Genomic DNA, 19,751 nt, shown 5'->3' with positions numbered 1-19,751 from the left:
AATTTCACCCCTTCGTCATCTCTAAAATTCCTTCACTTGTATTATCCGAAAGAAATCTTTTAACATTTTTCCTAGACTCTATCAATTTATAAATATCACTTAAAATATCTTTTACTTTTTTTAAATCGCTGGGCGAGATGCAAATAAGGATTATAGTGTCGACTTTTTCTCCGCCCCAATCTATTAAATCTTCGGTAGTTAAAATTAATATTTGGGAGTTAACCACAAATTTAGGTGTTCCATGAGGAATGGCAACTCCTGAATCTAATGCTGTGGACCCCATTTTCTCACGATTATAGACGGATTCTTCAAATCCAGTAATAATATCATTACTACTTTTTAGTTTCTCGATTAGGAAATTCAGAACCTCTTCCCTATCACGCATGTTTCTTTTAATGAAAATCGAATCCTCTTTAATAAATTCGGAGAGATGTTTAATTTCCGGATAATCACCGTCAATTTCCTTTTTACTATCTTCTGTCAAAAATAAATCCGTATAAAAAATCAAAATATTTTTGATGTCTGCATTGGAAACTAGCGGAGATATATAAATTACAGGTTTAAAGGAAATTTTTAATGGTATTGCTGATATTATAAAATCAACATTATCAATATTTCTTAGATATAGATTATCAATTGAAACGACTTCAATTAAACATAAAGCTGGTAAAAACTGTTTAACTTTATTCGCAATTAGTTCCGATGTTCCTATTCCATTAGGACAAACGATTAAAACCTTTTTATACTCTACATTTCTCTCAAATGCAGCTTGAAAATGAACCATCATAAAGCCAACTTCATCTTCCGTTAATTTCACATCAAATTTCTCTTCAATAATAGAGGTAACGAACCAACTAACACCTAACATTACTGAATATTGATCTTTTATTTCAGATAGTAAAGGATTTTTGACAGTAATACCTGATTTCAATCTATATATCATTGGAATTAAATGTGAAACTAATCCTTCATATAGTTTCTGATCATTTGTTAAGTCGACTTTAAGCACACTACTCATTTTTTGAACGATTACTTTTACAAGAGAAAAATATTCTTCAGTTATTGAAGTTGAATTATGACTAGATTCAATACCAATTGCTAGCAAGTATTGATTTAAATAGTTAATATCTTCTATCGTAAAATTAATTGATAATTCCTGATGTATTTCATCTAAAATACCCTTAGCAACTAAATATGTTTTCAGATTATTAACTTCGTCAAAGATAAAGGTATTTGTCACTTGTGAGTGATGCTTTTTCTTTGAGGCCCTATAGCAAAGAACTACTAATGTATTAAATAAAGTTATTAAGTAATGCTCAGCAAAAGGTTCAGCTGATTTTTCTCCAATTTTTTTAACTATACTAAGTGATGTATTGATAATTTCGCCTGGATAATATTGTTTTAAAATATCTCCTAACATATCAATTTCATCTAGATCACTTGTAACTCTATTTCTTTTAATAACCTTTTCATTAAATAACTTTAAAGAATACTGTACTTGAGTTTCTGTTCCCGTAATATACGTTCCTTTTTGAGAACTTTTAATCGTAACGGTGTATTGGTTTAAGTATGAATTAATGTTCTCAAAGTCTGCAGCTATTGAGGATTTACTAATGAAAAAAAGGTCAGACAACCCTTGGTAGGATAATACCTCTTCTTCTATGAGTAACATGTTTACAATTTCAATTTGTCTATCTATGGGAGATAGCTCTTGCATATCATTATTTTCAATATAGGTAGTCATATACTTCAGTATCTGTAATTTACTTCGTGTTTCACAACTAATCTTGATACCAATACTTGGTTTCTTGACTAACCTTGAATCAAAATTACCGAGAAATGTTTCGATTTCTTTTAAATCGTTATGGATAGTTCTTTCAGAAACATTCATTAGATCAGCATAATTCCTTACGGTCTTATAACTTTGATTGCTTAGCATCGTTTTTATTAGATGGCATTGCCTTTTAGATATTACAACCACACTCCCCCCTCCTTCTTAAAATAGTAATAGTAAAAAAAATTAATAATTTCAAGATTGTCAGCGCTTTCAATCCTGTTGATTCTCATCTTATCAAAATAATCGAAATAGTTAATAACAGATTGTTGCAACATCATTGTTGCAATTTTAAGCATTACATTTGTGCAATAGAAATGCTAGGATAATCTTTAATGACATCAAAGCCTATTATTGAATCGAGGGGAATATAAATGGACACTGTAATATTTGATGTGGATGATACTCTATATGATCAATTAAACCCCTTCAAAAGAGCATTTATATTAAATTTTAAACATCTTTCAAATGTACCAATTGAAAAACTTTATGTTTCCAGCAGAAGGTACAGTGATACTTTATTTAATAAAAGTGAAGCGGGCACAATATCATTACTAGAGCTACATACGTATCGTATAATAGCTGCATGCAAAGAATTTGATATTGATATCGATTATAATGAGGCAATTGAGTTTCAAAATACTTACGAAATTGAACAAAAAAAAATAACTCTTATTCCTGAGATGGAAAAACTAATTGAATTACTTTATCAAAAGAACAAACAACTTGGTATACTAACAAATGGACCTCATCAACACCAACTTACGAAAATCAATCAATTGGGATTAACAAGGTGGATCCCAATTGAAAATATGTTTATTTCAGAAGCCATTGGAAGTGCTAAACCAAGCTCCTCTGCTTTTCATATTGTCGAAAGAAAGCTTCAGTTAAATAAAGATAAAACAGTGTATATTGGGGATTCTTTTGAAAATGATATAATTGGTGCAAAAAAAGTCGGATGGAATGCCATATGGATGAACCATCGAAAAAAAAATAGACCTGTTTCCACTATTTCTCCTGACAAAATAGTAGATAGGCCGAAGGAATTATTTGGTTTAATCGATAGTTATCTATAACATAAGCGCCAAATACCCCCCTACCTTCTAACTATTGATGTAATGTGATTAACTCATTACATCAATAGTTAGAAGGTTTTTTGATGACAGGAGACGAATGGTGAGTCTCACATCAAGGCTTGGTCTGCTATAAACGAAATCAGTGTCCAAAGCATGTATACATGGCTAAATAAAATTGCCATCAAATTCCGAGTATGTCGCGTAAAGAAAACTGTTGCGACACCACTTTGTTTAAGTGTTTTACGCAAAAAAAACGTAGCCAGAAAAGACTTGGTCATTTATCACCATTATCTTTTCTAACTACGTATTTTAAGAGTGCTTAGTGGCACAATTTAAGCACTTATTTCATGCGGATTAACCACTGTCACCCTAATAACCAAAACCTTCTTTACAGAGCCGGCACTTCTTCCCGTTTAACTTGGCGTGCAATTTTCTCTGTTAAACGAGTTGTCACTTTCGGCAATACCATTTTAATAACAGGTGTCAACACAGCGCCTGTTAAGCCGCCTGCATTTACTTCAACTGTCCCTGTCATCGTTGTTTGCCCTGCCGTTTCTTCAGCAGTAAACTGGCCACTACCTGTAAAATTGTCCGTTAAGCCTTTTAACTCGAAGCGAATGACCGATGGCTCCTGAAATTCTGTGATGTTTAACTCCATTTGCACAGTTTTTTTAAACCCTTTAAAATTCCCTTCGAATGTCCAAACTGACTTTTGTTCATCCATTTGTTCATGCTCTTTATAGGCAGGAACCATTACTGCCCAGTTTTCAATTTTACTAACGTATTCCCATACGTTTCCTACAGATGTTGGAATGCTTACTGAATGTGATGCGATTGCCATACGTTTCACTACTTCCTTCTTTATTTATGTATAATGAAAATCTACCTTTAACATTTTAGCATTTAAACTGTGCAGAATCACATTTAACACCTTTCGAAAGAAGTTAAAAAAGTGACAAGCACTCAAACATTTCCTTTTCTTCCTGATACGTTTGCCCTTGTATCACAACAAAATGAAGAGACTGCCTAGAAAGGTAGTCTCTCGTATCAAATAGTTATTTATAGCTTCCAATGCGCTTCAAAGCGTGGGTCTTTCTTTAAATTATCAAGTAATGGTATTCCACCCTGAGCACCAAATTTTTGTATTGATAAGGCAGCACATAAGTTACCAATCTTAATACTATCAAGAAGTGAATTTCCCTTCGTGATTGCTAGGGTAAACGCCCCGCTAAACGTGTCCCCCGCACCTGTAGTATCTATTAGCGTTGCTTCATACGCTTTCACTTGCACAACCTGTTTCCCGTTATGGAATACAACGCCTCGTTCACCTAATGTAACGAGAAGTTGATTTGGCATGGATTCCAAAGCTTCTTCTAATGATACATTTGGAAATAATGCTTCTACTTCATGCTCATTTGGAGTTAAATACTTCACTTTACGTAACACACTACGTGATACTTCTCTTGCTGGCGCTGGATTTAGTACACAAAGCACTTGATGTTCGAAGCAAATATTAATTAGTGTTTCTACAGCCTCTTTGGGAATTTCATGCTGAATTAGAACAGCTTCACTGTCTATAATATTCCCTACATTTTTTTCGATCCAGTCTTTATTGGTACAGGCATTTGCCCCCTCGACTACAATGATGCTATTATCTTGTTCTGATAGAATAATATGTGCCGATCCTGAAGGTATACCTTGTGCAATATTTATATCCGAAACCCCAACACCATTATCTTCTAGATTCGTCAAAATCCCTTTTCCGAAAATATCACTTCCAATGTGTCCAACTAACTCACTATGACCACCTAATCTGGAAATTGCAACAGCTTGATTGGCCCCTTTTCCACCAAAGGTCATTTCAAAAGATTCGCCAATGATTGTTTCCCCTTTTTCAGGTTTTCTTGAAGTGGAGACAACAAAGTCAGTAGACATGCTTCCTACTACTGTAATTTTCCCCATTTTCATTCCACCTCCTTCTTTACTATATTTTTATCAAATAAACAAATACGCTGGGAACTGTAACTTATTCTGCGTTTGAACGTGTCAAGGTTACATCTTATCTAATCGTGCTAGCGCCTGTAATAAGGTGTGTACATATGCTTCTCGGTTTATATCTTCAAGCACAAAGACATTTTGTTCTTTAGCAGGCTTTAAACGACGATCCGCTAATGTCATCCCTCTTGTAGTACCATCATCTGTTACAACATCTACGTGGTAATGTTTCCCTGAAAACATTGTAGGATCTACTAAATAACTAACAGCACAGAGATCATGGATTGGACTATGTTCAAAACCAAATTGTTTTCCAGATTCGTTGTAAAATTTAAGTAGCTCGTATACTAATTGATGAACCTCTCTACCATTTTCAAGTGCATTTATCTCTTCGATCGTTACAAACGCTTTTTCTGTTACGTCTAAACCCGACATGACAATCGGTAACCCTGAAGTGAAAACAATTTTCGCCGCTTCTGGATCTACATAAATATTAAATTCAGCAGCTGCTGTCATATTCCCTCGGCGTATTCCACCACCCATTATGCTAATCATTTCAATCTTAGATTTAACGTCAGGAAACGTTTTTAGTAGAAGGGCGATATTCGTCAGTGGTCCTAACCCTACTAGCGTAACGCGTTCGGCTTGTGCCATAATTGTTTGATACATATAAAAAACTGCATTGTCACTAACAATTGGATAGTCGTTTTCTTTAAAATAAGGGCCGTCCATGCCCGAATCACCGTGTGCCTCTGGAGCAGTATGTAAAGGTTTCACTAATGGCCCCTCTTGTCCCATAGCTAGAGGTACATTTGCATTGACATACGCTAATATATTTTTCGCATTTTTAGTGACCTTTTCTAATGTTTGATTACCGCCGATTGTCGTTACTGCTAGCAAATTTAATTTTTCCGGATTGGCTAGAGCTACGAGTAAAGCTATCGCATCATCATGGCCTGGATCACAGTCAATTATGATATTTCTCATGAACGTATTCTCCTTTTTAGTGCAGACGTCATTTCATCTATCGTTATAATTTGCTCTGTTAAATTTAATGAATGCGCTAGTTGACTAATATACGGTTGTTTTAAATGACTTTTTCTAAGTAATGCATGATCCCAGAATACTTCCCTCGCATTTGCATCGCTTAGTACTTGCTTTTGTGCCATCACAATTACTCGATTAAAGTTATTTGCTACAAACTCCATATCATGTGTAATCGTAATAACTGTTTTCCCTTGGGTTGTTAGATAATCAATTATTTCTACTAATCGCTTAGTTGCTGGTCGATCTTGTCCTGCTGTAGGTTCATCTAAAATAATTATAGCTGTATCCATTGCAATTATAGCTGCAATTGTAATAAACTTCCGCATGGCATATGGAAGGTTGTAAGGATGCTCTTCCAACCAATTAGTTAAACCACATATTTCAGCTGCTTTGAGAGAACGTTCTCTCACTTCACTCGCAGATAACTTTTGATTTTTCGGGCCAAAAGCAATTTCACTATAAATATCACTATGGAAAATTTGATCATCTGGGTTTTGGAAAACATAACCGACTTTTTTGGAAACTTGTGCAGTTGTAAATTTACTTGTGCTTTCCCCATTAATGAGTACTTCACCAGAAGTAGGCTTTAATAGAGCATTCATTAATTTAACTGTAGTCGTTTTCCCCGCTCCATTTTGTCCAATAATCGCTACAGATTCCCCTAATTCAAATTCCATATTAATATGTTGAACTGCTTGAAAACCATTTGGGTATGAATAACTAACGTCTTTTAACTGTAGGAAAGCCATTATTGAACCCCCTTAGGAAGGATTTTCTCGATTACATGTTTCGCTTCTTCTAGCGTAATTGGGATTGTTGGCAGTGTGATTCCTTCTTTCTCCAACGCTAAGCTTAATAATGCTACTTGGGGCAACTGACCACCATGCGTAATCACTTCTTCATTTGTAAAAACTTCAGCAGTTTTACCAACCATTTTAATTTCACCATGACTCATAACAATTACCTCATCTACATAAGCAGCAATTAAATCAATTTTATGCTCCACTAAAATAATCGTTTTTCCTTTTTTCTTCATTAAATCAATGATTTCAAAAATTTCTTCTGTACCTTGTGGGTCTAACTGAGAAGTTGGTTCATCAATAACTAGTATTTCAGGATCTAAAGCGATGATTGCCGCTAAAGCTACACGTTGTTTTTGACCACCCGATAATTCAAATGGATTTTTTTCTTGAATCGCTTCTAATTTAAACAAAGTAATAAGCTCACTTACTTTTTCACTAATCACTTCTGGTGCAGTCCCTAAATTTTCTAATCCGTAGGCAATTTCTTCGAATACAGTTTCTTTTACTCCAGAAATTTGTGTAAAAGGATTTTGAAACGAATAACCAATCTTTGTGGCTAAATCACCCATAGAATATTGTTGAATAGATTTGCCATTTAGCTCAATGTCACCTGTAAGTTTACCGCGGTAAAAGTTTGGGATGAATCCACGAATGACATTGCACAGTGTCGTTTTTCCAGCATCATTATGCCCTACTAGACCATACACTTTTCCTTTTTCAATCGATAAGTTAATGTTTTTCAGCACTTGTTCTTTTTCTAATGGATATTGGTAATAGACATTCTTCATTGTGATAATACTCATTTAAAAAACCTCCACCATACAAATATCACTAATGCGATTATCATTAAAATACTAATCATATAATCGACTGACCTTTTACGCATCTGATAATAACTCGTTTTACGAACAGTCGCGGAAAATGCACGTGCCTCTAAAGCTAAAACCTTTTCTTCCGTTTGTTGAATAGAAGACAACACGAGTGGACCTAACATCGGTAAAAATGCTTTTAGTCTTACGATTAAAGAACCTTCTGTCTCGATACCACGAGACTTTTGAGCCTCTAAAATTGTGTGCGATAAATCCTTCATTTGAGGGATTAACTGAATCGTAGAATAGATTACGAATGTGAATTTTTTCGAAAAACCTGCTTTTTCTAAAGCAAACATAATATCTTTAATTGGAGTTATTAAGAAGAACCAAATTAAGCTTGAGCTAATTGCGATAATTTTCGAGGTCATCGCTAAACTAGCATCTAGTCCTTCTTTATACAGCGTTAATATCCCTTTCGACCATAAAACAGTATCTGCAGGAATTAAAAAACATTGGAAAATAAAAATAAACAGTACAATAACAAAAATTGATTTTAGAAATGCAGATAAAAATTTAGTCCCTACCCCTGACACAAAAGCTAAAATGATAAAAATAGGCAAAACACTATATTGATAAATGTAGCCTGGCATCATTAACGTAAATAATATGACAGCAACCACAATACTCATTTTCGTTGATGGATATAGTCTTTGGACTTCATTACTCATTTGGCTTAAACCCCTGTCTTAATTTTTTAGGAATATAATTCCACCCATAGTTTAACTTCACCAAAAATCTAGGTGGAATGCGCTTAATAAGGAACAAAGCTACGGCTACATTAATGATGGTATTGATTGTTCCAGAAATAATATTAGTAGAAACAACAGATGTCCAAATTTGCTTACCTGTTGCTAAAAATGTTGCTGTAATAAAATCGATACCTGATCCTGTTACACCACCGAATATTAAAACAACTACGACTGCAGAAGACATTGCTGCAATAACAGCTCCTAATGCACCTGCAATGATAGTACCTACTATGTTCGTGTACATTTTCCATTTAGAGAAAAAACCTGTTGATAAACCAACACAAATCGATACAAATGCGAATGGAATAGACGTTGGATTTAACATCCCGTTTACTAAGCTCCCTAGACCTCCTGTAATAAGCCCAACCCAAGGACCAGCAATCATAGCTACTAACGTAGTTCCGATTAAATCTAAGTATACGGGTAGTTTAAGAATGGATGATAACTGATAACCTACCACGCTAAGTGACACCCCTACAGGTATAAGTAAAAGTGCTAATAGCGTGAAATCATGTTTAATGCCTTGCTTCACTATTATTCTCCTCTCAAAACATATGTTTTATAAGTAAGTTACTGCGTCGTTTATTAACAAAAAATATGTATCCTCTTACTCAATCCATCAAAAATGAAACGTTTCACTTTATCTATAAAAGAAATATGATTATATTTCTTTTATAGATGCTCCTTCTTGAATAGAACATTCAAAAACTTTGATTTCTTGCTCGACTGCATCATCTTTTAAACTTTTCAATATTGCCTGCGCGGTGTAATAGCCAACTTCATTTACTGGCTGTGTAACGATTGTTAAGTTGGGATTTATGACTTTAGATATTTCATCTAAATCAAAGCCAATTAACGAGATATCATCAAATACTTTTACATCATGTTCATTTAAACATTCTAAAATACCTAAAGTCATATCGTAATTCGTGACAAAAATCGCTGTAGGTCGATTTGTTAACGATAACAGTTGTTCACAAGCTTTATATCCTTCCGCTTTACGGTATTTTCCGTAAACTTGATATTCCTCTTTTATTGGAATATTATAGTGACTCAATGCTTGTAAATAACCTTTTAGTCGTTCATCTGTCGTAAAGCCTCCCGTATCGCCTAAAATAATCCCAATATCATGATGACCTGCTTCTATTAATAATTCGGTTGCCTTAAATGCTGCAGTCGCATTATCTACCAAAACAAAATGCTTCAGCGTACTATTTTTGAACAAACGGTCCAATACAATGATAGGAATTGACTTAACCATTCTCTCTAGCCATTGCTGTAACAGAAGATTATTCGGAGGAGGAATGACTAATAAGCCATCGACCCTTTGATAGGCTAAATTTTGCAGTTTTGCTTGATCCGCTTTTGAATCGCCTGTTACAACACAGATAATTACTGTATAGCCATGCTCAGCCAATTCCCTTTCAATTACTGCTACAATTTTTGTCGAGAATGTTAACTCTAAAGACGGTACGATGAAGCCGATACTTTTTGATTCTTTCGTACGCAGACCCCGAGCAAATAAGTTTACATTGAAGTCTAATCTTTCAATAGTCTCCTCAATAAGAGCCTTATTCTTCTCCTTAACTGGATAACCGTTCAAATACTTCGAAACAGTACCTAAAGACAACCCTGTCATCGCAACTATATCTTTTATTGTTGCAGCCAATTCTCTCACCCCAAAATGAAACGTTTCATTTTTATGAAAGCGTTTTATACGCAATAAACTTATCATGTCTAAATGTTAGATGTCAATGTATATTTCCGCATTATTATTTCCAATTTGAAATAGTTATTCTTTTATTAGCAGTGTACATTACTGACATCGTGTTGCTAAATGTCTTCCCTGTTTAACATATCCACGTTCACTTGATCACGCGAGAGGAAACTGAGTGCATTATTATTACTTCTCTCCGTTAGTTCTAGAAGAGCTAGGGAGGTTAAGAAAACCTCCTAGCCTCCTTGTTAAATCGCAGTTCATCTTGCACGGTAAAATAATGGAACCGGTGTTTTTCCTAGTATGTAGGAATTAGAATACAGCTCATTAATCACAACTTCATCCATATAACCTTGAATAGTTAACCTATCAGTTAATTGTTAATATATTTCTCAAACACATCACCAAAGTCTTTGATTTGATACTGATCACGGACAGCCGTTAACCAAGAGAAACCGAACTCGGTCAATTGCTTATACTGGTCGGCTAGCTGGACGTCAGACACACGTGTGTTATGCAACACTGTTACAGCTTTATCAAGACTTCCATTCGCTAACTCTAACAGGATATTGTTGTCGTGGATTTTTTCCGAAATATACGCTAATGCTTTGTACAGATCATTCAATTGGGCAAGTTGCTTTTTATCAACGTCAATGCTGAAAGATTGATTGCCTAAGGTGAATTTGATTTCAACATCAAGATCCACTTTTCCTGCCGTTTCCAAAAACACATCGGTAATTTGATATTGCGAATACGGATAGCGTTTTAACAAGCGCTTCGAAGATATAGCTTTCTGTCCATCGACGTGAATAAAAGCAATGTTCGTAAAGCAATATTCATCCGCTTTTGTCTTAATCAAAAAATAAATCTTTTCATTATCTTCATGTCGAATATAATCATCGGCATCCGTTTTATCATAATCTTCTGGTCCGATGATTTTACCGATATCCGACAAGCCTAGCGCGTCTGAAGCAAATTTTTTCAGCATATGCCCCGCCCCTTCTCTTTACCTAAATTCTTTCACCTGTATTATATAACATTTCATAATATGTATGTCAGACCCCTATCAAATCTGGCACTCCATCCAAACTGATTAGCGATTTGCCAAAAATTTTTCCAATGCTATAATAAAAGTAATGAGAATGAGAATTGTTTTCATTTAAAAAGATTTACCGCGGGGGGATATTTCATGGACTATGAAGGCAGAAATGAAGTAGAAAAAGCGATTATTGGACGACGGACCGTTAAAGCTTTTAAACCGGATCCGATTGAGGTAGAAGAAATTATCGAATTGCTCAATGTAGCGAAATGGGCACCAAACCATAAATTGACAGAACCTTGGCGTTTCCAGTTATACGCAGGTGAAGGCAAAGAAACTTTTGTCCAATCCTATGTGGATTCGCAGCCCAAAGTAGATGGGAAAATCTCTGAAAAAGTACAAAGGAAGGCCAATTATTTCAAGGGCATTCCGCTTCATCTAGTCGTCATTATGCCCGAAGATCCACGTCAAAGAAGATGGGATGAGGATTACGGCGCGGTTTCCACGATGATTCAAAACTTCCAGCTTGCTGCATGGGAGCGCGGCATCGGTATGATTTGGCGATCGAATGATTGGATTTACGACCCGATTTTCAGAGAAGGTATCGGTGTAGCGCCAGGTGAAAAAGTTGTCGCGACGTTAATGATTGGTTATCCAAAACATATTCCAGCACCTCAAGATCGAACGGATATCCGAGAATTGTTGACGATTATTGATAAATAAATAAACCCAAACGGCCCCTCTATCTTTGCATAGGCGGGCCGTTTTAATTTTAAGGCTCTGTTAAACGTCCATGTTGATATTTCGTTAAAAGAAGAAGAACCCATCTAAACCTGCTGCCATTTTATTAATCAAGCAACACATTGATTCTTTAATAGATAGCAACGGAATATACATGTTAATAAACTTGTTTTTTTACTAGGGAGGGCTAACTTGTGGATTTCATTTGGCCCGTAATTAATTTTACGGGCATTTCCCCAACATTAAATTCCATGTTTGATCGTTTACAGACCGCTGAAGCAACCCCGCTTTTTAACTATACATCCAACTATGGTATTTCGGCATTAAGAGATGTCATTTCCACCGTAGGGAGTGGAACAGTTACCAATACACTAGGATTCTATCAATTATCAACTAGCACTTCTCCAAATGCTTCAGCAATCTTAGATACGGCTGAACGTGGAAAGTTATTTCCAGGAAATTCATTCGAGGCCGGTGTTTCTATCCGTATTCCTGTGGCTCCGACCGGAACCCAAAAAGCCACTTGGGGTTATTTTGATGGAAGTAATGGAGCCTACTTTGGTCAAGACTCTACAGGTATATTTATCGCGGTCCTCAATAATGGCGTCGAAATATTCAAGGTTTATCAGTCTTCATGGAATGAAGATCGACTTAATGGATCAGGACCAAGTAAACTTACGCTTGATACAGCGGCAGGGAAAATGTTTCAAATACGATTTGGATATGAGTACGGAATCATTGAATTCCGGATTGTATTTGTGAACACTTTAAATTTTCAACAAATCGTCGTATGCCATCGTCAAACCCAAGGTACTAACGCAGTTTTACTTTCTGATCCAAACCAAGTCATTCGTGCACGTGTCGAAAATGGAGGATCTGGCGGTTCATTTTCCGCAATTGTTCGGGGAAGATATTATACTGTTCTCGGTCCGACTGTACCAACAAATAGAATTACCTCAGAAAGCCGTTTAAATCTGACAGTAGGAGCCGGTGCCTTTGTTCCAACCATCAGCTTCCGACGAAAAGCAATTTTTCCTGATGGTTCAAACCGAAATAACTCGGTCAATGTACAAATCAGTAGCTTCGATATCCTTTCAAGTACCGATCTAAGATGGCAATTAAGATATGGTTCTACACTTACCGGGGCCACCTTTGGAAATATAAGCGATACACCATCATCAGAAACATGCTGTCAATCAGATGTTTCTGCCACTGCAATTAATACCTCGACTGGCATTAAACTTATGAGCGGGTTTGCTAAAGGAGGACAACATGCAGAGCAGCAAAGTTTTCCGGTCGATACCGTTTTGAATGGGACGAATCCAGTTACATTAGCTATTACGAGTCTTTCAGGAAATGCATCTTGTAATATCATCTTTCGAGTCCATGAGGATTGGTAATGTTAGGTATTCGCTTTTGTTCTAGTGCCAATTTCTCACAAATTCATGACTATTTATATCGAAAAAGAAAGAGCACCTTTTGGCCGGATTGAAGAAGGGACTGTCCACTGCATCGAACACCGTAATATCGTCGCATCGTAGACATTAACCAATGTGTCTGTATTTTTAGGTATGAAAGCTGGTGGCGGTTCAATCGTGAATATTTCTTCAATGAACGGCTTAGTTGCTGGTGCTGTAGGTTGTAGGTTACACAGATACAAAATTCCCAGTACGTGGGATGACAAAAGCGGCTTCGATCAACCTAGCACCAATGGGCATTCGCGTGAACTCTGTACACCCAGGCGTTATCGCAACACCAATGGTTGTGCAAGAAGATGCAAAAGCGGTTATAGAAGCATTCTCTCAACACATTCCCTTTGAACGCGTAGCACAACCAGAAGAAGTTTCAAATATGATCTTGTTCTTGGCTTCTGATGAGGCTAGCTACTCAACAGGTTCAGAATTCGTTATCGATGCCGGATTAACTGCACAGGAATAAAAGTACATAAAAAAATCTTTATATGATTTATAAAGGCCGATTTTCTAGTAGTATAGAAAATCGGCCTTAGTTTTTTATTTAATTAATAACCGCACTTATTTGTGGTTCGGTTCACCGTGATGGATCTAAATGAGGTTTTTATTTTGAAGTCTGGTCTAAAGATTTTCATTTTAACTTAGTCGTCTTTTTTCTGGTCCATTTTATTAGTTTTCCTTTTTGTGAGCTAGCGCCGTTAAGGGCACCGTTATAATCCTCCTGAAACGCTTGCCCGATTGGATAGTTAAGTGAATTAGTCACACCTAAGACAAATGCATTTTGGTATCGATTTACCACCATTACAAACAACAGCTTCTTATTATAAAATTTTACTAAAATAAATAGAAGATGTGCTTAAAACGGCATAAACTTGCTTTTTGCTTTGAAAGCGGCTCTAGAAATAATAATACCTTCTTAGTATCACGTAATATTAAGAAATGTTATTGCAATATAAATGCCATGGATGTAAACAAATTAACACCTACTTGTTCTTTTTCTCAGAAAAATCTATGTTACGATTATTTTAAATTAGCAACCAAGAATATGGAGGATAAATGAATGCTAAAAAAAATTATATCAATTGTACCCGTTGCAATGCTCTCGGTTACTTTAAGTGCTAATGTTCAAGCTGCAACGATTACCGTACAAAAAGGAGATACTCTTTGGGATCTATCTCGCGCAAATAATACATCTGTAGAAAATATCCAAACGTTGAATGATCTTACTACCGACCTTATTCACCCTGGGGATGTCCTAACCATTGCACAGCAAAAACAATATACCGTTAAGCAAGGTGATACATTGTGGGACATAGCCCTAGATCATCAAGTAACAGTTTCGCAAATTAAAGAATGGAACCAATTACAAACTGATCTCATTCATCCAGGTTTAAATCTATTCATCTGGGATGGTTTGAAAACTAGTAATACGGTTGTAACTGAAAAACCAATGATGCCTGCAGCACATAAATCAAAGGAAACTACAACTTCAGCAACTACTCCATCAACAAGTGATACAGCTTCGATGGATAGTACACCTGAAGCAACTGCTCCATCAACAAGTAATACAGCTTCAAAGGAAATTATAGTGGAAGCTTCAGCCTATACGGCTTCATGTGAGGGATGTTCCGGTATTACCTCTACTGGAATAAACCTGAAAGCAAACCCAAATGCAAAGGTCATCTCAGTTGACCCAACTGTTATCCCACTTGGCAGTAAAGTTTATGTAGAAGGCTATGGTGAAGCGATCGCAGGGGATACTGGCGGAGCCATTAAAGGGAATAGAATCGATGTCTTTATTCCTTCTCAACAGGATGCAATCAATTTTGGGGTAAAACAATTAAAGGTAACAATATTAAACTAACATATCTATTACCAGCCTATCCTTAGGATTTCTATATATGTACAAAAAGGTGATTTGAATCCTTATAATAAGCGAAAAAAGAACCAGATTTTGTTCTTTTTTCGCTTATTCTCTCACCCCTTTCAATAGGTTTGTTATCGTCTCACTTTTTTCAAAATTTCTATTGATCCTCAATTTTCGGAAATAGAAATTGAATTACAAATTCCTTCCCATATTTAGACTCAACTTCAATTTCAATCTGCAATTCATCTCATAATTTCTTTACAAGATACAATCCTTGAGAGTAATTGAAATCACAATTTATTATCGAGATTAAAAAAGTACCAAGTCTAAAATAAATAGACTCGATACTCATATTTTCAAAAAAACGCATTTACTTATGATACGGTTCTCCGAAACTAATAGTAAACTGTATGACTTCTATTTCTTCGTCCATCTATCTCTATTGTTAAATGATAAACTACCACCTTGTTGAACTAACCTGCCCTTTAGTTTAATAAGAAAAGAGCAGTTTTATCAGCTCAACAATTTTCAAGTAATGCACTCGTTAGTTCAACATTCAATAGTAGGATATTTATTTTACTTCACACAAGAAAAAGCCAGTACAATAGGAATTCGTTGTCTTCTAACAAATTCATCTTCACTACTAAAATGTTCACGCTTTGGTGTACCTTCAAGTAAATCTAGAACTGAAAAGCCAGCTTGTTTAAGTGCCATAAAATAATTCTCGATTGTTCGATGATACTTAACCACTATTTGGTCAATCCAAGGCTCTTTTCTTACGCCCTCATGGAAGTAGTCATCGACAATCCAATTACCGCGTTTATCTCCAGATTGCTTACTAGCAAAAGAGGAAGTTGTAAGTGGATGCTGGATACTAAAAACAAATCTCCCGTTTTCTTTAAGTGTTTTATGAACATCTTGAAACAGGCGGTTAATGTCTGAAACATAATGGATTGCAAATCGAGATGTCACAAGATCAAATGCCTCTTGTGGATAATCATAAGATTCCATTGTTTCAAAGTGTATTGTCCCATTTTGTTCAAGTATGTTTGAGCGTGCCGCTTCCACCATTTGTTCCGAACCTTCTACTCCTGTGTATTTTTTTGCTCCTAAATGTAAGAGCTCTTTCCCAAACGATGCATCACCACACCCTAAATCTAAGACGCTACTATCTTGAAAGCTCCCAATTAGCTCATAAATAATTGGTCCTTCAATGGCATTATTCGGACTATCGTTTCTGTTTCTTCTAGTCATGTAATTTCTAAAAAAATCCGTTTGATCGTAAACGCTAGGTCCTTTAAATTCCATCGAAATGTCTCCCCCTCTAAAATTTGAGATGTCAGGCGAGTCATCGCCAAATACACAAATTAATTTATTCTATCAGTTGTTTAATAGAATTGACAAGTAGGAAGTTATTTACTTTCCAGAAAAATTTATATAAAAAATATTGCTAGAAAGGATTTCTTATTGAACTCACCAGCACCTTAATTCAATAAGGAACGGGCTTGTACACGGAAGGAGTTACCCCAAAATTTAAACAACAAAAAAAAAAAAAAAAAAAGACCCTACATGTAGGATCTTTTTTAAGCTATTATTAAGCTTTTTGAACGTTTGTAGCTTGTAGGCCACGTTGTCCTTGTTCGATTTCAAACGTTACACTTTGACCTTCGTCTAAAGATTTGAAACCATCGCTTTGGATTGCTGAGAAATGTACGAATACGTCCTCTCCTGCTTCACGCTCGATGAAACCAAAACCTTTTTCTGCATTAAACCACTTAACTGTACCTTGTTCCATAATTGTTGCCTCCTAGTGCGGATATCCACACAATATGTTACTATCCTTGCTCAAATACCTTAGACGAAAAACAAAATCTATTCTTAATCTGAAATAGAACAAAAATAATTCTTCTTAAGAATAACATACATATGATGAAATAGATAGCAAATTACTTTTCATGGAAGTAGTTAACTTTATTAATCAATAAGACCAAGGATACTCTATAAAAGAATCTGATTGTTCACTTAACCTGCATTGTTAGTTCAACAAGTAAGAAGAGGTGCCTAAGCAGCTACATGATCTTTCACTAAAGCACCTCGTGAGTTGAGTTTTAAATTATTGCAATGAAAAAATGTAGCGATACTATTAAGCATTTTGCTCAATCGTTTCTTCTACGTAAGTAAGAAAATTACTGTATGGGGAGTTCCCTTTTAAAAATTGCGATACCACATTCAAAGGTAATATAACTATATCCCTCTTTTTAGAATAAAGAACACTCTGTGTTTCGATATTACTATACACTCCATCAAGATTGGGAGAATAATCGCGTACAGAATCTGAGTCATACCAGTAAAAGTCTTGCTTGATATTATTTTTGATAACCTCACCAATATACGCACCTATACGACCCACTAAATTATCAAAATGCTTATTCAACAATTCAGTACCAAACTCCGTATTCATTAATCTTTTTGTATACATATCCAGATAACGAACGCTTTCAATAGTGAAGTCAAAATTTCTTTTAGTAAGGTTCTCTATATCCCAGGAATCATCCGAAACATCCTGATATATTAATTTTGCAATGCCTTTTAAATCGTCTTTTTTCAATTTTGCTCTATTTAAGAAACCAAACATAAGATGAGATAATCCTTTATCAATTGTCTACGAGTACAGCTATGCTAATTATATCTCTTATTTCACCAACCTGCCCAGTTAGTTCTACAAGTAAATCAACAACATCACTTAACAGAGCCAATTTTAAAAATGACAGGCACTCAAACAAATAATGGGCCTAAATTACAATCTTAAGGAAACTTACGATATCGCTGACTATACTCACGACGTATTGTGCAAATTAGTATGAGTATGATGAGTATTAAGACAAGTACTAGTGTATGATAAAATAAATGACGACTTCTGAATTCGTTCAGAACTTAGTGTACTTATAGATCGGTGGGATTTCATGAAAAAAAGAGTGGTTGACTTATTATTTCTGATTGCAGGTTCTTTTATTTTCGCATTAGCTGTAAACGTTTTTGTTATTCCGAATGCCCTCGGAGAAGGCGGCGTTACCGGTCTAACCATTATTGCTTATTATTTATTTGAATGGTCTCCAGGACTTGTGAACTTAATTCTCAATAGTCTTTTGTTAATTGTCGGCTATAATTTTTTAAGTAAAAACACGACCATCTATACCATTATCGCTGTGCTGTTCAATTCTTTGTTTTTACATATAACGTCAGATTGGCGCATTGCATCCGATGAAATCATTGTGAATACAATCTTTGGTGGCGTCTTTGCGGGAATTGGGATTGGCTTGATCATTCGGGTCGGCGGCACAACAGCAGGTTCTACTATCCTTGCGAGTATGACACATAAATATCTTGGCTGGAGCATTAGTTACGGCTTGTTATTTTTCGATTTGATTGTCGCTTTTTCTTCGTATTTCATTATCGGCGCCGAAAAACTGATGCTGACGATTTTGATGCTGTATATTGGTACGAAAGTGATGGAATACATTATTGAAGGGTTCAACACCAAGAAAGCTGTCACGATTATTTCCAAAAATCCAGATGCTATTGCGCAGCAAGTGAATGAAATTATGGATAGAGGCGTAACGGTCTATTCTGGTCATGGTTATTATTCAAAAGAGAAAAAAGAGATTTTGTACATTGTCATTAGCAGCCCCGAAATTATACGCTTGAAGAAAATCGTCAAAGTGGCAGATCCGGATGCATTTGTTGCCATTCACGATGTGCGTGACGTTTTCGGTGAAGGTTTTATGGAAATTGCAAAATCATAAGAACAAAAGCGCTGGAGCCTAGACGACAATTCACTAGGCAAAACCCCTTTGAGCAGCTAATTGGCTGGTGTGTAGACGGTATTAAACCGGATGCATGCCAGCCATTTTTTCATGCTTTAGTAAGGGGCCAGCAGCGAAAGTACGACGTCTTTTCCTAGACGTACGATGCTTACGTCGATAAAAATGTACCACTCGTTGCCACTGAGTTTACCAATGACGGGGACGGCAAGAAAGTGCAAATTTACTACCTTAAGGGTTATGACTTTCAACAGTCACGTCCAATCCTGGAACACTAAAAAATCGCGGGAACAGAATTATTCAAGACGGTTCTCCAAGGATTCGATTGCCAGTTTAAGCGCAGTTAAGCGACGCTCATTTAATGTTTTTTGAGAACTACCTTCTTTTGCTTTTACTATCTGTTTTTCGATAGATGGAATGACACCTTGTAGAATATCTTTAGAAGTCAAAATGATTTCTTCGTCATAGAAAAAATCTCCCCTATTCCAAGCATCTTTGAGGCTTTCTAAACCGATTTTCACGGCGTTTCGTCTCTTTTTAACAAGGGTAGTGTTTGAACCTTTTTCGGTCATGCTTTTATAAGCATTTGAAAGTTTATTAAAAGTTGACTCCAAGGATTTAATAGACAAATCTTGGACTTCTTGGCTAACACTCTTCACATACGAACCTCGTCTTTCTTTTTTAGTAATCCAGCAGCTAAAAAATTTCTTATTCACCA

At 35.8% G+C, this 19,751-nt stretch carries 19 protein-coding genes and 1 pseudogene; 6 read left to right on the top strand and 14 right to left on the bottom strand.

Features of this window, described 5'->3' with window-relative positions; genetic code table 11:
* Positions 1-4: 4 nt before the first annotated feature.
* Positions 5-1,981: a BglG family transcription antiterminator gene (locus ACIQ0H_RS14760; RefSeq protein WP_403416120.1), complete on the bottom strand. Its 1,977-nt coding sequence runs from the start codon at positions 1,979-1,981 to the stop codon at positions 5-7.
* Positions 1,982-2,208: 227 nt separating this feature from the next.
* On the opposite strand from ACIQ0H_RS14760, the gene ACIQ0H_RS14755 reads away from it, so the two are divergent.
* A complete protein-coding gene (locus ACIQ0H_RS14755; protein WP_403416117.1) occupies positions 2,209-2,910 on the top strand; it encodes an HAD family hydrolase in 702 nt (233 codons plus the stop codon).
* Between the two features lie 388 nt (positions 2,911-3,298).
* Here the strand turns inward: ACIQ0H_RS14755 and ACIQ0H_RS14750 are convergent, their stop codons facing one another.
* The 9 genes from ACIQ0H_RS14750 to ACIQ0H_RS14710 all read right to left on the bottom strand — a co-directional run bounded on the left by ACIQ0H_RS14750 (position 3,299) and on the right by ACIQ0H_RS14710 (position 11,081).
* The gene (locus ACIQ0H_RS14750) at positions 3,299-3,751 is read right to left on the bottom strand and encodes an SRPBCC family protein (protein ID WP_403416115.1); all 453 of its coding nucleotides are present in this window, start codon (positions 3,749-3,751) and stop codon (positions 3,299-3,301) included.
* Between the two features lie 218 nt (positions 3,752-3,969).
* Complete coding sequence (locus tag ACIQ0H_RS14745) at positions 3,970-4,872, bottom strand: ribokinase (RefSeq protein WP_403416112.1); 903 nt, start codon at positions 4,870-4,872, stop codon at positions 3,970-3,972.
* Between the two features lie 90 nt (positions 4,873-4,962).
* Entirely contained in the window at positions 4,963-5,892 is a 930-nt protein-coding gene (locus ACIQ0H_RS14740) for a nucleoside hydrolase (protein ID WP_403416110.1), read from the bottom strand.
* A complete protein-coding gene (locus ACIQ0H_RS14735; protein WP_403416107.1) occupies positions 5,889-6,701 on the bottom strand; it encodes an energy-coupling factor ABC transporter ATP-binding protein in 813 nt (270 codons plus the stop codon). Before ACIQ0H_RS14735 ends, ACIQ0H_RS14740 begins: the two co-directional genes overlap by 4 nt.
* Positions 6,701-7,558: an energy-coupling factor ABC transporter ATP-binding protein gene (locus ACIQ0H_RS14730; RefSeq protein ID WP_403416104.1), complete on the bottom strand. Its 858-nt coding sequence runs from the start codon at positions 7,556-7,558 to the stop codon at positions 6,701-6,703. Before ACIQ0H_RS14730 ends, ACIQ0H_RS14735 begins: the two co-directional genes overlap by 1 nt.
* Entirely contained in the window at positions 7,555-8,295 is a 741-nt protein-coding gene (locus ACIQ0H_RS14725) for an energy-coupling factor transporter transmembrane component T (RefSeq protein ID WP_403416103.1), read from the bottom strand. The genes ACIQ0H_RS14730 and ACIQ0H_RS14725 overlap by 4 nt, the downstream gene beginning before the upstream one ends.
* Complete coding sequence (locus ACIQ0H_RS14720) at positions 8,288-8,908, bottom strand: ECF transporter S component (protein ID WP_403416101.1); 621 nt, start codon at positions 8,906-8,908, stop codon at positions 8,288-8,290. The genes ACIQ0H_RS14725 and ACIQ0H_RS14720 overlap by 8 nt, the downstream gene beginning before the upstream one ends.
* 129 nt (positions 8,909-9,037) lie before the next feature.
* On the bottom strand, positions 9,038-10,045 hold the full coding sequence (locus ACIQ0H_RS14715) for a LacI family DNA-binding transcriptional regulator (RefSeq protein ID WP_403416098.1): 1,008 nt from the start codon (positions 10,043-10,045) through the stop codon (positions 9,038-9,040).
* A gap of 421 nt (positions 10,046-10,466) precedes the next feature.
* The gene (locus ACIQ0H_RS14710; protein ID WP_403416095.1) at positions 10,467-11,081 is read right to left on the bottom strand and encodes a PH domain-containing protein; all 615 of its coding nucleotides are present in this window, start codon (positions 11,079-11,081) and stop codon (positions 10,467-10,469) included.
* 201 nt (positions 11,082-11,282) lie between these two features.
* Between ACIQ0H_RS14710 and ACIQ0H_RS14705 the strand changes: the two genes are divergently transcribed.
* The 4 genes and pseudogenes from ACIQ0H_RS14705 (at position 11,283) to ACIQ0H_RS14690 (ending at position 15,209) form a co-directional block, all read left to right on the top strand.
* Positions 11,283-11,855 carry a nitroreductase family protein gene (locus ACIQ0H_RS14705; protein WP_403416093.1) on the top strand — a complete coding sequence of 191 codons (573 nt, stop codon included), beginning with the start codon at positions 11,283-11,285 and terminating at the stop codon, positions 11,853-11,855.
* Between the two features lie 212 nt (positions 11,856-12,067).
* The gene (locus tag ACIQ0H_RS14700; RefSeq protein WP_403416090.1) at positions 12,068-13,273 is read left to right on the top strand and encodes a hypothetical protein; all 1,206 of its coding nucleotides are present in this window, start codon (positions 12,068-12,070) and stop codon (positions 13,271-13,273) included.
* A 125-nt stretch (positions 13,274-13,398) separates the two neighbouring features.
* Positions 13,399-13,811: pseudogene (locus ACIQ0H_RS14695) on the top strand (SDR family oxidoreductase); the annotation flags it as partial.
* Positions 13,812-14,405: 594 nt separating this feature from the next.
* Positions 14,406-15,209 (top strand): 3D domain-containing protein, encoded by an 804-nt coding sequence (locus ACIQ0H_RS14690; protein WP_403416089.1) that lies wholly within the window; start codon positions 14,406-14,408, stop codon positions 15,207-15,209.
* A gap of 579 nt (positions 15,210-15,788) precedes the next feature.
* Here ACIQ0H_RS14690 and ACIQ0H_RS14685 read toward each other — a convergent pair.
* From ACIQ0H_RS14685 to ACIQ0H_RS14675, 3 genes are all read right to left on the bottom strand, one after another.
* Positions 15,789-16,520 carry a class I SAM-dependent methyltransferase gene (locus tag ACIQ0H_RS14685; RefSeq protein ID WP_403416086.1) on the bottom strand — a complete coding sequence of 244 codons (732 nt, stop codon included), beginning with the start codon at positions 16,518-16,520 and terminating at the stop codon, positions 15,789-15,791.
* Positions 16,521-16,806: 286 nt separating this feature from the next.
* Positions 16,807-17,007: a cold-shock protein gene (locus ACIQ0H_RS14680; RefSeq protein WP_153721042.1), complete on the bottom strand. Its 201-nt coding sequence runs from the start codon at positions 17,005-17,007 to the stop codon at positions 16,807-16,809.
* A gap of 348 nt (positions 17,008-17,355) precedes the next feature.
* A complete protein-coding gene (locus tag ACIQ0H_RS14675) occupies positions 17,356-17,820 on the bottom strand; it encodes a hypothetical protein (protein ID WP_403416084.1) in 465 nt (154 codons plus the stop codon).
* A gap of 355 nt (positions 17,821-18,175) precedes the next feature.
* Between ACIQ0H_RS14675 and ACIQ0H_RS14670 the strand changes: the two genes are divergently transcribed.
* The gene (locus ACIQ0H_RS14670) at positions 18,176-19,015 is read left to right on the top strand and encodes a YitT family protein (RefSeq protein WP_403416081.1); all 840 of its coding nucleotides are present in this window, start codon (positions 18,176-18,178) and stop codon (positions 19,013-19,015) included.
* Between the two features lie 314 nt (positions 19,016-19,329).
* On the opposite strand, the gene ACIQ0H_RS14665 is transcribed toward ACIQ0H_RS14670, so the two are convergent.
* Positions 19,330-19,692: a hypothetical protein gene (locus ACIQ0H_RS14665; RefSeq protein ID WP_403416551.1), complete on the bottom strand. Its 363-nt coding sequence runs from the start codon at positions 19,690-19,692 to the stop codon at positions 19,330-19,332.
* Between the last annotated feature and the right edge of the window lie 59 nt (positions 19,693-19,751).

Origin of the sequence: Sporosarcina sp. NPDC096371 (assembly GCF_044762865.1) — a bacterium.
In the GTDB taxonomy this organism is placed as follows: domain Bacteria; phylum Bacillota; class Bacilli; order Bacillales_A; family Planococcaceae; genus Sporosarcina.
The sequence above is the reverse complement of the archived record's forward strand: the minus strand, read 5'-3'. Positions and strand labels throughout refer to the sequence as shown.